The organism is Streptomyces sp. NPDC058620 (assembly GCF_042717135.1).
Taxonomy (GTDB): Bacteria; Actinomycetota; Actinomycetes; order Streptomycetales; family Streptomycetaceae; genus Streptomyces.
In genome coordinates, this window is sequence record NZ_JBHXQO010000007.1 from 50,035 (window position 1) to 62,957 (window position 12,923).

Consider the following 12,923-nt stretch of genomic DNA (forward strand, 5'->3'; position numbering starts at 1 on the left):
TTCGTTACCCAATCTTGGCGCCAATTTACGGCCCCCTCGTACCCACCCACACCGCCTTGTTGGGGCGGGGCCGCCCCCCCCCCCACCGAACCACTGACCGATCCGAAGAGAGCACCACCGTGACGCACCCCTTCCTCGACCTCGCCCCGCTCACCGCCGCGCATTTCGCGGCCGTCGAGCGGCGGGTGGCCGGCCTCCTCGCCACGCAGGCGGACGTCGTGATCATGCAGGGCGAGGCGCTGCTGCCCCTCGAGGGCTGCATCCGGGGCGGCGCCCGGCCCGGTTCGACCGCGCTGAACATCGTCACGGGGCCTTACGGACAGACCTTCGGGAACTGGCTGCGGGACTGCGGGGCCGAAGTCGTCGATCTCGCCGTGCCGTTCCACACGGCGGTGACGGCGGACCAGGTCGCACGGGCGCTGACCGAGCACCCGGAGACCGACTTCGTCTCGCTGGTCCACGCCGAGGCCGCGACAGGCAACACCAACCCGGTCGCCGGGATCGGCGAGGTGGTCCGGGCGCACGGCGCGCTGTTCATGCTGGACGCCGTCGCCTCGGTGGGCGCCGAACCGCTGCTGCCCGACGCCTGGGGCGTCGACCTCTGTGTGATCGGCGCGCAGAAGGCGATGGGTGGCCCCGCCGGGGTGTCGGCGGTGTCGGTGAGCGAGCGCGCCTGGGAACGCATCGCCGCCAACCCGCGGGCTCCGCGCCGGTCCTACCTCTCGCTCCTGGACTGGAAGGAGCGCTGGATCGACGGTGGCCGCACCACGCTGCTGCACGCGCCCGCGCAACTGGAGATGCTGGCGCTGGAAGCCTGTGTGGAGCGGATCGAGAACGAGGGCCTTGACGCGGTGATGGCCCGCCACGCCTCGGCGGCGGCGGCGACCCGGGCGGGCGCCCTGGCGCTCGGCGGGGGCCTGGTGCCGTATGTCGAGGACGCCCGGGACGCGGCGCCGGTCGCCACGACGCTGCGAGCCCCGGCGGGCGTCGACGCCGCCTCGCTGGTGGCGCGGGCGCTCTCGGCCGACCCGTCGCTGCCGCTGATCGCGGGGGGCGGGGCGCTGTCCAAGGAGATGATCCGGGTCAATCACTACGGTGTGGATGCGACGCGGGGCGCGGTGCTGTCCTCGCTCGCGGCTCTGGGTTCGGCGCTGGCCGGCCAGGGCCGGCAGGTCGATGTCGAGGCTGCCCGCAGGGCCGTATCGGAAACCTGGCCGAACGCATAAACAAAAACAATTCATGAATGCGGGGAGCTATTTTATCGAGAGTAGCTCCCCGCATTCTTCTGCCCGCTTCCCCTCACCCTAAACGCTAAAGATTCAACAAGAGCGATCTTCGTGATTCGGGCACGTCTCCCGAGAGTTACAAGCCTGTGACCGACTCCACACGACAGGCGTTATGCCGGATAAATTCCGGTCAAAAGGTGAGAAATTGCCACCGATTCGCGCGAAGGTACGCGCCCGCGTGATAACACAAGAGCTCCGCTCACCCAACCCCTCTCCACGATGCAATTTCGATTTTTGCTGGGTAAATTCAATTCGCATGACCGCCGCACCAGCAGATTTTGCACGTGCCCGAAGCGAATTCCTCAGGATCGACACCCCGCGAGTGGAGGACGGAGCCGCGATCTGGCGCATCGCCCGCGATTCCGAGGTCCTGGACCTCAACTCCTCGTACAGCTACCTGCTGTGGTGCCGTGACTTCGCGGCGACCTCCGTGGTCGCCCGCGACGAGAACGGCGACGCCATCGCCTTCGTGACGGGATACATCCGCCCCGACCGCCCGCAGACGCTCGTCGTCTGGCAGGTGGCCGTCGACGAGGCGCACCGCGGGAAGGGGCTGGCCGCCACCCTGCTGGACGCGCTGACCACCCGGGTCACCGCCGACCAGGGACTGGTCTCGGTCGAGACCACCATCACCCCGGACAACACCGCGTCCGACCGGCTGTTCACCTCCTACGCGCTCCGCCACGACGTGGGCCTGGAGCGCGAGGTGCTCTTCGACGGCGAGCTGTTCCCCGAGGAAACGCATCTGCCGGAAGTGCTGTACCGCATCGGCCCGTTCCACGCCTGAGCGCGCCCCCACGCCCCCGGGCTCCCGGGCTCCCGCACGAGCGCACCACCTGTGCCCCGCCGAGCGCAGCCCGTCACACCACCCCCCTCTCACGCAGGAGATCCGCTGTGACCATCACCCGCCCCGCCCTGAGTGTCTTCGAGACCCTGGAATCGGAAGTACGGAGCTACTGCCGCGGCTGGCCGGCGGTCTTCGACCGTGCGCAGGGCGCCCGGCTGACGGACGAGGACGGCCACTCGTACCTCGACTTCTTCGCCGGTGCCGGTTCACTCAACTACGGCCACAACAACCCGGTGCTGAAACGCGCGCTGATCGACTACATCGAGCGCGACGGCATCACGCACGGCCTGGACATGGCCACCACGGCCAAGCGCGCCTTCCTGGAGACCTTCCAGAACGTGATCCTGCGCCCGCGCGACCTGCCGTACAAGGTCATGTTCCCCGGCCCGACCGGCACCAACGCCGTCGAGTCGGCGCTGAAGCTGGCCCGTAAGGTCAAGGGCCGCGAGTCCGTCGTCTCGTTCACCAACGCCTTCCACGGCATGTCGCTCGGTTCGCTCGCCGTCACCGGCAACGCGTTCAAGCGGGCCGGCGCCGGTATCCCCCTGGTCCACGGCACGCCGATGCCGTTCGACAACTACTTCGACGGCCAGGTGCCGGACTTCCTCTGGTTCGAGCGGCTCCTGGAGGACCAGGGCTCCGGGCTCAACAAGCCCGCCGCCGTGATCGTGGAGACCGTCCAGGGCGAGGGCGGCATCAACGTGGCCCGCGCCGAGTGGCTGCGCGCGCTCCAGAGCCTGTGCCACCGCCAGGACATGCTGCTCATCGTCGACGACATCCAGATGGGCTGCGGCCGGACCGGCGGCTTCTTCTCCTTCGAGGAGGCCGGGATCACGCCGGACATCGTGACGCTGTCCAAGTCGATCAGCGGTTACGGGATGCCGATGTCCCTCTGCCTGTTCAAGCCGGAGCTGGACATCTGGGAGCCGGGCGAGCACAACGGCACCTTCCGCGGCAACAACCCGGCCTTCGTCACCGCCGCCGCCGCGCTCGACGCCTACTGGGCGGACGGCCAGATGGAGAAGCAGACCCTGGCCCGCGGCGAGCAGGTCGAGCAGGCGCTGCTGGCGATCTGCGACGAGAACCCCGCTGCGGGCGGGCAGTTCCGTGGCCGCGGCCTGGTCTGGGGCCTGGAGTTCCCCGACCCCGCGCGCGCCGCCGCGGTCTGCGCCCGCGCCTTCGAGCTGGGTCTGCTCCTGGAGACCTCGGGTCCGCAGAGCGAGGTGGTGAAGCTGCTGCCGTCGCTGACCATCACCCCCGACGAGCTGGACGAGGGCCTGCGCACACTGGCCCGCTGCGTCCGCGAGACCGCCTGACCCGGGGAGACCCGGGCCGGGCCCGAAGAAGCACCACGCAGAGAGAAAGGCATCAACCCACCGTGATCGTCCGATCGTTCAGTGACATCGAGAACACCGACCGGCATGTGAAGGCCGCCTCCGGCACCTGGGAGAGCAAGCGCATCGTGCTCGCCAAGGAGAAGGTGGGCTTCTCGCTCCACGAGACCGTGCTGTACGCCGGCACGGAAACGTCGATGTGGTACGCGAACCACATCGAGGCCGTGCTGTGCACCGAGGGCGAGGCCGAGCTCACCAACGACGAGACCGGCGAGACGCACTGGATCTCCCCCGGCACGATGTACCTGCTGGACGGGCACGAGCACCACACGCTGCGTCCCAAGACCGACTTCCGCTGCGTCTGTGTCTTCAACCCTCCCGTCACCGGACGGGAGGACCACGACGAGAACGGTGTCTATCCGCTGCTGACCGAGGAGGGCTGAACCATGACCACTGATGTACGCGCAGACCTGTACCCGTCGCGCGGCGCCGCCGAGATGACCACTCCCCGCCAGGACCCGGTCATCTGGTCCGCGCCCGGCGCACCCGGGCCGGTCGCCGTCAAGGACCTCCAGGGGTTCGAGCGGGACGGATTCCTCACCGTCGACCAGCTGATCACGCCGGACGAGGTCGCCGTCTACCACGCCGAGCTGAACCGGCTGATCGCCGATCCGGCGATCAGGGCCGACGAGCGTTCCATCGTCGAGCCGACGTCGCAGAAGGTGCGTTCCGTCTTCGAGGTCCACCGGATCAGCGAGGTCTTCGCCCGCCTCGTCAGCGACGAGCGGGTGGTGGGCCGGGCCCGCCAGATCCTCGGCTCGGACGTGTACGTCCACCAGTCGCGGATCAACGTCAAGCCGGGCTTCGGGGCTTCGGGCTTCTACTGGCACTCGGACTTCGAGACCTGGCACGCCGAGGACGGCCTGCCGAACATGCGGACCGTGTCCGTCTCGATCGCGCTGACCGAGAACCACGACACCAACGGCGGGCTGATGATCATGCCCGGTTCGCACAAGACGTTCCTCGGCTGCGCGGGCGAGACGCCGCGGGACAACTACAAGAAGTCCCTCCAGATGCAGGACGCGGGCACCCCGTCCGACGAGGCGCTGACGAAGATGGCCGACCGGCACGGCATCAAGCTGTTCACGGGCGCGGCCGGTTCGGCGACCTGGTTCGACTGCAACTGCATGCACGGCTCGGGGGACAACATCACCCCGTTCCCTCGCAGCAACGTCTTCATCGTCTTCAACAGCGTGGAGAACGCGGCACAGGAGCCCTTCGCGGCCCCGATCCGCCGCCCGGAGTTCATCGGGGCGCGGGACTTCACTCCGGTGAAGTGACATACCGGCACGGTTCGGGCGGGGGCGGGTGCCCCCGCCCGAACGGGGTGGACCGGGGCCACTCCGGAACGCGACAGTGGCGCCCATGAGTTCTCATGTGCGCCACATCACCATCGACTGTGCCGACGCCTACGAGCTGGCAACCTTCTGGGCCGAGGTGCTGGGCACCCAGGTGTCCGACGAGGATGCGCCCGGTGACCCCGAGGCACTGGTCGAGGCCCCCGGCGCCGCCCTGCTGTTCATCTCCGTGCCCGAGCCGAAGAGCACCAAGAACCGTCTCCACCTCGACATCCAGCCCGACGACCGCACGCGGGACGAGGAGGTGGAGCGGCTTCTGGCGCTCGGCGCCACGATGGCCGGCGATCACCGCAAGCCGAACGGGCGCGGCTGGGCGACCCTGGCCGACCCGGAGGGCAACGAGTTCTGTGTGGAGTGCGGTGCCGCCGAACGGGCCCGGCTGACCGGGAGCCGGCTGCCGGTCACCGCGGACGACGTGACCGCGGCGGTGCGTCTCGCGGTCGACGCGCTCGGGGAGTCCGCGACGGACAACTGGCGTGTCCCGGCGGGGTCGTTGGACTGGGACTGCTGGGAGACCGTGGAGCATCTGAGCGACGACCTCTTCGCGTACGCCGTCCAGCTCGGTCCGCGCACGCCCCCGGTGGAGAGCGAGGTTCCCTACCGGTGGGCCCCGGAGCGCGAGGGCGGCCCCTGGAACGCGGTTTTCGCGGACCCGGAGGCGGGGACCGCCGGGCTGCTCCAGACGCTGGAGGCGAGCGGCGCGCTGCTGTCGGCGATGGTGCGGACGGCTTCTCCCGCCGTCCGCTCCTACCACTCGTACGGCGTCTCCGACCCGGAGGGCTTCGCCGCGATGGGCATCGTGGAGACGCTGGTGCACACCCATGACGTGGCCGAGGGTCTGGGCATCACCTGGTCGCCGCCCGCCGCCCTGTGCGACCGGGTGCTGGCCCGGCTCTTCCCCGACGCCCCGGCCGACGAGGACCGGTGGACCGTCCTGCTCTGGTCCACCGGCCGCGCCGGACTGCCGGGGCGTGAGCGTGTGACGTCGTGGCGGTGGCAGGGCGCACCGCTCGGCTGATTCCGGCAGACCCTAGCGGTGCGAGAACCAGCTCGCCGCCGGCAGCACCTTCCCGTTGTAGTCGAACACCGCCTGGTTCTCCCACGCGTTGCCGGATGACGGGTCGGCCGGGTCCCAGCCGCTGCCGGTGACGGCGGTCCAGGAGGGCTCCCAGTAGACGGCGCCCATGCCCCGGCCGTTCGGTACGGCCTCGACGACGTTCATGACGTCCCGGAGGTTGGCGGCCTGGCCGGCGGGGGTCGCAGGGTAGCCGGTGACGAGCTGGTCGGCGGTGGCCACGTTGTTCTCCAGGCCGTCGTCATCGGCGAGGGTGTGGGCGTAGGCGGTCTCCGCGACCAGGACGGGCTTCCCGTACCGTGCGGCGGCGTCGTCCAGGTTCGTCTGGAGCTCGGCCAGCGAGCCGTGCCAGTACCCGTAGTACGAGAGCGCGATGACGTCGAACGGCACGCCGCGCGACACCGCGTTGTCGAACCACCAGCGGGTGCCCGCGTTGTCGCCGCCCTTTGCCAGGTGCAGGGCCACCTTCGTACCCGAGGAGACGGCCTTCGCCGCGTTGGCCCCGGAGGTGAGCAGCCCGGCCAGCTGGGACCAGTTGTCGGTGGAGCCCTCCGGCCAGAGCATCCCGGCGTTGGTCTCGTTGCCGATCTGCACCATGTCGGCGGTGGTGCCCTGGGCCTTGAGGGCGTTCAGCACGTCGTACGTGTGGTTGTAGACGTCCGTCCTGAGCTGGGTGTAGCTGTGACCGGCCCAGGCGGCGGGCTTGATCTGCTTGCCCGGGTCGGCCCAGGCGTCGGAGTAGTGGAAGTCGACGAGCACCTTCATGCCGAGCGCCTTGGCGCGCTTGGCCATGGCCAGGACGTGGGCCTTGTCGTTGTAGCCGTCGGCGGGATTCACCCACACCTTGAGGCGTACGTAGTTCATCCCGGAGTTCTTCAGGATGCTCATGGCGTCGCCGGTCGCACCGCTCGCGTTGCGGTACGTCGCGCCGTACGCCTCGTTCTTCGGGAGGGTGGAGAGGTCACCGCCCTTCACGGCGAGCCCGGTGGCCCCCGGCGTGAAGGTGATGTCGTCGAAGTTGGCCCACTCCCCCGCGTGCGCGTCGGAGTTGAGGCTGAGGGTGCAGGCACCGCCGGTCACCTTGACCGAGGTGACCAGACGTATCCAGGCGCCGTTGGCGGTCGGCGGCAGGTCGGTGCGCTGCTCGGCGCTGCCGCAGTTGCGCAGGGCGAGGTACGCCGCGTTCTGCCCGCCGCTGGAACGGACCCAGGCGCTCAGGGTGTACGTGCCGTCGGTGAGGCCGGAGAGGTGCTGGTAGGTCTCCACCTTGTAGGCCGACGAGGACCAGTGGCTGAGCCGGGCGGAGCCGCTGTGTCCGCCCGCCTCGGTGAAGGAGGCGGTGTTCTGGCCGCCCGCCGAGTAGGTGGACCAGCCGGTGGCGCCGGACTCGAAGCCGGGGTTGGCGGGGGTGGTGGCCGCGTGGGCGGTCTGGGCGGGGAGTGCGGCGAACAGCAGCCCTCCGAGGGCTGCCGCTGCCGCGGCTCTGATCTTTCCGTGCGACGTTCCGTACATCGTCGATGTCCCTTCGACAGTTGTGCGGTGCGGGGGATGTGCGGGGTGGACCTCAGACGTCGAGCCGTACGACACGGACCGCGCCCGCCGGAACGGCGAGGTGGTCCTTGGCGGGCTCTCCGGTGAGGAGTTCGGTGCCGGGGGCGTCCAGCGGCACTTCGGTGTCGCCCTCGGTGTGGTTGATCACGAAGAGGTACGTGCCGCTCTCGCCGGTGCGGCGTACGACCTCGACGTCGTACGGAAGGGCGGTGCGGGGGGCGATCCCGGCGTCCTCGCAGGCCCGGTCGAGCACGGCGTCCAGGCCGGAGCCGGAGAGCCGGGTGGAGACGTACCAGGCGGTGCCCTCGCCCAGGCGGTGGCGGGTGACGGCGGGGCGGCCCGCCGGGATGCCGTCGGCGTACGACCAGACGGTCTCGGCGCCGCGCGGGATCACGACGTCCGACCAGAGGTCACCGGTCAGGTCGGGTCCCTCGGGCGCGCCCTCGGGGGTGATGAGCCGCACCGTGCCGCCCACGCCGAGCGGCGCGAACTCCTCGATGTGGAGGCCCAGTACGTCCCGCAGGACGCCCGGGTAGGGGCCGGGGTGCACGGCGTCGTCGGTGTCGACGATGCCCGAGAAGTACGAGACGACGAGGGTGCCGCCGCCCTCGACGTAACGGCTCAGGTTGCGGCCGGTCTCCTCGGTGGCGAGGTAGAGCGCCGGGACGACGATCAGCGGGTAGGCGGAGAGGTCGGCCTCGGGGTGGGCGAAGTCGACGGTCAGGTGCCGGTCGTAGAGCGAGGCGTAGAACGCGTCGGCGCGCTCGCGGGCGTCGTGCTCCTCGCTGGGGCGCCACTCCAGGGACTGCGCCCACCAGGACTGCCAGTCCCACAGCATCGCCACGTCGGCGACGGTCCGGGTGCCGCGGATGCCCTCCAGCAGGCCGAGGCCGGCACCGAGCGAGGTGACCTCGCGCCAGATCCGGGAGTCCGTGCCGGCGTGCGGGATCATCGCCGAGTGGAACTTCTCCGCGCCGCGGCGGGACTGGCGCCACTGGAAGAACATCGCGCCCTCGGAGCCTCGGGCGACGTGCGCGAGGCTGTTGCGGGCCATTTCGCCGGGGCGCTTGGCGGGGTTGCGGGGCTGCCAGTTGACGCCGCTCGTGGAGTGCTCCAGCAGCAGCCAGGGGGCGCCGCCCGCCACCGAGCGGGTGAGGTCGGCGGCCATGGCGAGGTTCACGTGGGTGCGGCGGCCGTCGGTGATCAGGTAGTGGTCGTTGCTGACGAGGTCGACCTCGCGGCCCCAGGCCCAGTAGTCGACGGAGTCGCACTGGCTGAGCGCGGTCATGAAGTTGGTGGTGACGGGGGCGCCGGGGGCTAGCCGGTGGATGATGTCCCGCTCGGCGCAGAAGTTCTCGCGCATGGTGGCGTCGGCGAAGCGGGCGTAGTCCAGCTGCTGGGCCGGGTTGCCGACCGTCGGGGTGGTGCGGGGCGGGTCGATCTCGTCGAAGTCGCGGTAGCGCTGTCCCCAGAAGGCGGTGCCCCAGGCTTCGTTGACGGCCTCGACGGAGCCGTGCCGTCCGGCGAGCCAGCGGCGGAAGTGGGCGGCGCACTGGTCGCAGTAGCAGGCGCTGACCGGGACGCCGTACTCGTTGTGGACGTGCCACATCGCGAGGGCCGGGTGGTCCGCGTACCGGCGGGCGAGCTGCTCGGTGATGTCCGCCGCGGCCGCCCGGTAGGCGGGCGAGCTGTGGCAGATCGCCCCGCGTGATCCGAAGGCGTAGCGCACGCCGTCGCGGCTGACGGGCAGCGCGTCGGGGTGGGCGCGGTAGAACCAGGCGGGCGGGACGACGGTGGGGGTGCCGAGGTCGGCGCGGATGCCGTTGGCGTGGAGCAGGTCCAGGAGCCGGTCGAGCCAGCCGAAGTCGTGGACGCCCGGCTCGGGCTCCAGGAGGGCCCAGGAGAAGATCCCGACGCTGACCATCGTCACGCCGGCTTCCCGCATGAGGCGCACGTCCTCGTGCCAGACCTCCTCGGGCCACTGCTCGGGGTTGTAGTCACCGCCGAAGGCCAGCTTGTGCAGGCCGAGCGGGGCGCTCGCGCCGGCGGGGTACGGCATGGGTGTCTCCTGAGCTCTTGGTACAACTTCTGGGAACGTGCACACACACTCTCGGTGGCGTTGAGCCAACATAACCGCACAGCAACAACCATTGACAAGTGTCAGTTTCGTTTCTCTACTGTGAACGCTCACAGCGCACGTCGTCGCTGCAGCCCGCTTTCTCGTCAGGGGAGAAATCCATGAAGTACCGCATCGCCGCGGCGTCCACGGCCACCGTGCTCGCCGCCACCGCTCTGCTCTCGGGCTGCGGCTCGTCGGACGAGGACAGCGGCACCCCGGCCGCCTCCGGGCCGGTCGAGCTCACCTACTGGGCGTGGGCGCCCGGCCTGGACAAGGTCGCGGACATCTGGAACGCGGGCGAGGGCAAGAAGGCCGGCATCAAGGTCACGGTGAAGAAGCAGGCATCGGGCGACGACCTGGTCACCAAGATCATCACGGCGGCCAAGGCGCACAAGGCCCCCGACCTGGTCCAGGCCGAGTACCAGGCGCTCCCCACGCTGGTCTCCAACGATGTGCTGGCCGACATATCCAAGGAGGCCGGTGACGCCGAGGACAAGTTCGCCGAGGGCGTCTGGCAGCAGGCGACGCTGGGCTCGGACGCCCTGTACGCGCTGCCGCAGGACTCGGGCCCGCTGATGTTCTACTACCGCCAGGACCTGTTCAAGCAGTACGGCCTGACCGTCCCGACCACCTGGGACGAGTTCACCGAGACCGCCCGCGCGCTGAAGAAGAAGGCGCCGGACAAGGACCTCACCACGTTCTCGTCCAACGACTCCGGCCTCTTCGCCGGTCTGGCCCAGCAGGCCGGCGCCCAGTGGTGGACCACCGGCGACGACAAGTGGAAGGTCGCGATCGACGACCCGGCCACGCAGAAGGTCGCCGACTTCTGGGGCGGCCTGGTCAAGGAGGGCGCCATCGACAACCAGCCGATGTACACCCCGGCCTGGAACAAGGCGCTCAACACCGGCAAGCAGGTCGCCTGGGTCAGCGCGGTCTGGGCGCCCGGCACCCTGACCACGGCGGCCCCCGACACCAAGGGCAAGTGGGCCATGGCCCCGCTCCCCCAGTGGAACGCCGGAGAGAAGGCCACGGGCAGCTGGGGCGGCTCCTCCACCGCGGTCACCAACGACTCCAGGCACAAGGAAGCCGCCGCGACCTTCGCGAAGTGGCTGAACACGGACACCACCGCGCTCACCGCCCTGGTGAAGGAAGGCGGTGTCTACCCGGCCGCCACGGCCGCGCAGACCGGCGGCCCGCTCGCCCAGGCCCCCGCCTTCTTCCCCAACCAGCCGGACTTCTACGCCACGGCCGCCGAGATCGCCGAGGGCACCGCCCCGGCTGCCTGGGGCCCCAACGTGAACGTCGCGTACACCGCCTTCAAGGACAACTTCGCGCAGGCCGCCAAGAACAAGTCCGACTTCGGGGCCGCCCTCACCGCCATGCAGGACGCCACCGTCGCCGACCTCAAGAAGCAGGGCTTCGGAGTCTCCGAGTGACACGCGCACGCCGCAGGACGTCGTACGGGGTCAAGAGCGCCCCGTACGCGTTCCTGGTCCCCGCCACCCTGCTCTTCCTGCTCTTCTTCGCCCTGCCCATCGGGTACGCGCTCTACCTCAGCTTCCGCAGGACCGCGGTCTCCGGCCTCGGTCTGGGCAAGGGCGCCCGCACCGAGATCTGGGCGGGCCTCGCCAACTACAGCGACGCGCTCACCGACTCCGAGCTGCTGAACGGAGCGCTGCGCATCCTCGGGTACGGCGTGATCGTCGTCCCCGTGATGCTCGGCCTCGCCCTGCTGTTCGCGCTGCTCCTGGACACCGACCGGGTCCGGCTGCGCGGTTTCACCCGGCTGGCGATCTTCCTCCCGTACGCGATTCCGGGTGTCGTCGCCGCGCTGATGTGGGGCTTCCTGTATCTGCCGGACGTCAGCCCCTTCTACTACCTGCTGGACAGGGCGGGACTGCCACAGCCCGATCTGCTCGACGGCGGGCCGCTGTATCTCGCCCTGGCCAACATCGCGGTCTGGGGCGGCACCGGCTTCAACATGATCGTCATCTACACCTCGCTGCGGGCGATCCCGGTCGAGGTGTTCGAGGCGGCGCGGCTCGACGGCTGCTCGCAGTTGCAGATCGCGCTCCGGATCAAGATCCCGATGGTGGCGCCCTCGCTGGTGCTGACGTTCTTCTTCTCGATCATCGCCACGCTCCAGGTGTTCAGCGAACCGACGACCCTGAAGCCGCTGACCAACTCGCTCTCCACCACGTGGAGTCCGCTGATGAAGGTCTATCAGGACGCCTTCGTCAACAACGACATCTACGCGGCAGCGGCGCAGGCGGTCATCATCGCCGTCGCCACCCTGGCCCTGTCCTTCGGCTTCCTCCGCGCAGCCAACTCCCGTACGAAGCAGGGAGATTCCCGATGAGTGACCTGGCCACCCCGCGCATCCGCAAGGCGGCGCCCGCCGCCGGAACCACCCCCGGTACGCCCCAGGGCCCGCCGGTCCGCCGCCGCCCGGCCCTCGTCCCCACCGCCGTACTGCTGATCGGAGCCGCCTACTGCCTGCTGCCCGTCGCCTGGATTCTCGTCGCCTCGACCAAGTCCGGCAGCGAGCTCTTCTCCACCTTCACCTTCCTGCCGGGCAGCGGCTTCGCCGACAACGTCGCCGATCTGTCGGCGTACCGCGACGGCGTGTACTGGAAGTGGATGGCCAACTCGGCCTTCTACGCCGGTGCCGGCGCCCTGCTGTCCACGGCCGTGTCCGCGATCACGGGCTACGCCCTGGCCGTGTACCGCTTCCGGGGGCGCGAGAGCATCTTCAACGTCCTGATGGCCGGGGTGCTGATGCCTCCGGTGATCCTCGCCGTGCCGCAGTACCTGCTGCTGGCGAAGGCCGACATGACCGACTCGTACCTCTCGGTCCTGCTGCCGGTGATCCTCTCCCCGTACGGCGTCTACCTGGCCCGCATCTACGCGAGCGCCGCAGTGCCTGCCGATGTGATCGAGGCCGGGCGCGTGGACGGCGGCAGCGAGTGGCGGATCTTCCGGACCATCGCGCTGCCGATGATGCTCCCGGGGCTGGTGACCGTCTTCCTGTTCCAGTTCGTCGCGGTCTGGAACAACTTCCTGCTGCCCTACATCATGCTCGGCGACGACGAGAAGTTCCCGGTGACACTGGGGCTCTTCACGCTGCTCCAGCAGGGATCGAGCACCCCGGCCCTGTATACGCTGGTGATCACGGGCGCGTTGCTGGCGATCATTCCGCTGATCGCGCTGTTCCTGGTCATCCAGCGCTTCTGGAGTCTCGATCTGCTCTCCGGCGCCGTAAAGTCCTGACAGCTCCTCACCAGGGCTTCATT

The 12,923-nt window shown here is 69.7% G+C and carries 11 protein-coding genes; 9 read left to right on the forward strand and 2 right to left on the reverse strand.

Features of this window, described 5'->3' with window-relative positions; translation table 11 throughout:
- The first annotated feature begins 119 nt into the window (after positions 1-119).
- The 6 genes from ACFWSK_RS10090 (at position 120) to ACFWSK_RS10115 (ending at position 5,903) form a co-directional block, all read left to right on the forward strand.
- On the forward strand, positions 120-1,226 hold the full coding sequence (locus ACFWSK_RS10090) for a pyridoxal-phosphate-dependent aminotransferase family protein (protein WP_383783407.1): 1,107 nt from the start codon (positions 120-122) through the stop codon (positions 1,224-1,226).
- Positions 1,227-1,608: 382 nt separating this feature from the next.
- Positions 1,609-2,073 (forward strand): diaminobutyrate acetyltransferase, encoded by a 465-nt coding sequence (gene ectA / locus ACFWSK_RS10095; protein ID WP_383783546.1) that lies wholly within the window; start codon positions 1,609-1,611, stop codon positions 2,071-2,073.
- A gap of 107 nt (positions 2,074-2,180) precedes the next feature.
- A complete protein-coding gene (gene ectB, locus ACFWSK_RS10100) occupies positions 2,181-3,449 on the forward strand; it encodes a diaminobutyrate--2-oxoglutarate transaminase (RefSeq protein WP_383783408.1) in 1,269 nt (422 codons plus the stop codon).
- Positions 3,450-3,511: 62 nt separating this feature from the next.
- On the forward strand, positions 3,512-3,910 hold the full coding sequence (locus tag ACFWSK_RS10105) for an ectoine synthase (RefSeq protein ID WP_124267637.1): 399 nt from the start codon (positions 3,512-3,514) through the stop codon (positions 3,908-3,910).
- 3 nt (positions 3,911-3,913) lie between these two features.
- Positions 3,914-4,807 (forward strand): ectoine hydroxylase, encoded by an 894-nt coding sequence (gene thpD / locus ACFWSK_RS10110; protein WP_383783409.1) that lies wholly within the window; start codon positions 3,914-3,916, stop codon positions 4,805-4,807.
- A gap of 85 nt (positions 4,808-4,892) precedes the next feature.
- Positions 4,893-5,903: a VOC family protein gene (locus ACFWSK_RS10115; protein ID WP_383783410.1), complete on the forward strand. Its 1,011-nt coding sequence runs from the start codon at positions 4,893-4,895 to the stop codon at positions 5,901-5,903.
- 12 nt (positions 5,904-5,915) lie between these two features.
- On the opposite strand, the gene ACFWSK_RS10120 is transcribed toward ACFWSK_RS10115, so the two are convergent.
- Positions 5,916-7,472, reverse strand: coding sequence for an arabinogalactan endo-beta-1,4-galactanase (locus tag ACFWSK_RS10120; RefSeq protein WP_383783411.1), 1,557 nt, complete (start codon positions 7,470-7,472; stop codon positions 5,916-5,918).
- Between the two features lie 52 nt (positions 7,473-7,524).
- On the reverse strand, positions 7,525-9,570 hold the full coding sequence (locus ACFWSK_RS10125) for a beta-galactosidase (protein WP_383783412.1): 2,046 nt from the start codon (positions 9,568-9,570) through the stop codon (positions 7,525-7,527).
- A 179-nt stretch (positions 9,571-9,749) separates the two neighbouring features.
- On the opposite strand from ACFWSK_RS10125, the gene ACFWSK_RS10130 reads away from it, so the two are divergent.
- Genes ACFWSK_RS10130 through ACFWSK_RS10140 form a run of 3 tightly spaced genes read left to right on the forward strand, consistent with a single transcriptional unit; the run spans position 9,750 to position 12,900 of the window.
- Positions 9,750-11,066: an ABC transporter substrate-binding protein gene (locus tag ACFWSK_RS10130; RefSeq protein ID WP_383783413.1), complete on the forward strand. Its 1,317-nt coding sequence runs from the start codon at positions 9,750-9,752 to the stop codon at positions 11,064-11,066.
- Positions 11,063-11,989, forward strand: coding sequence for a carbohydrate ABC transporter permease (locus ACFWSK_RS10135; protein WP_383783414.1), 927 nt, complete (start codon positions 11,063-11,065; stop codon positions 11,987-11,989). Before ACFWSK_RS10130 ends, ACFWSK_RS10135 begins: the two co-directional genes overlap by 4 nt.
- Entirely contained in the window at positions 11,986-12,900 is a 915-nt protein-coding gene (locus ACFWSK_RS10140; protein ID WP_383783415.1) for a carbohydrate ABC transporter permease, read from the forward strand. Before ACFWSK_RS10135 ends, ACFWSK_RS10140 begins: the two co-directional genes overlap by 4 nt.
- Positions 12,901-12,923: the final 23 nt, after the last annotated feature.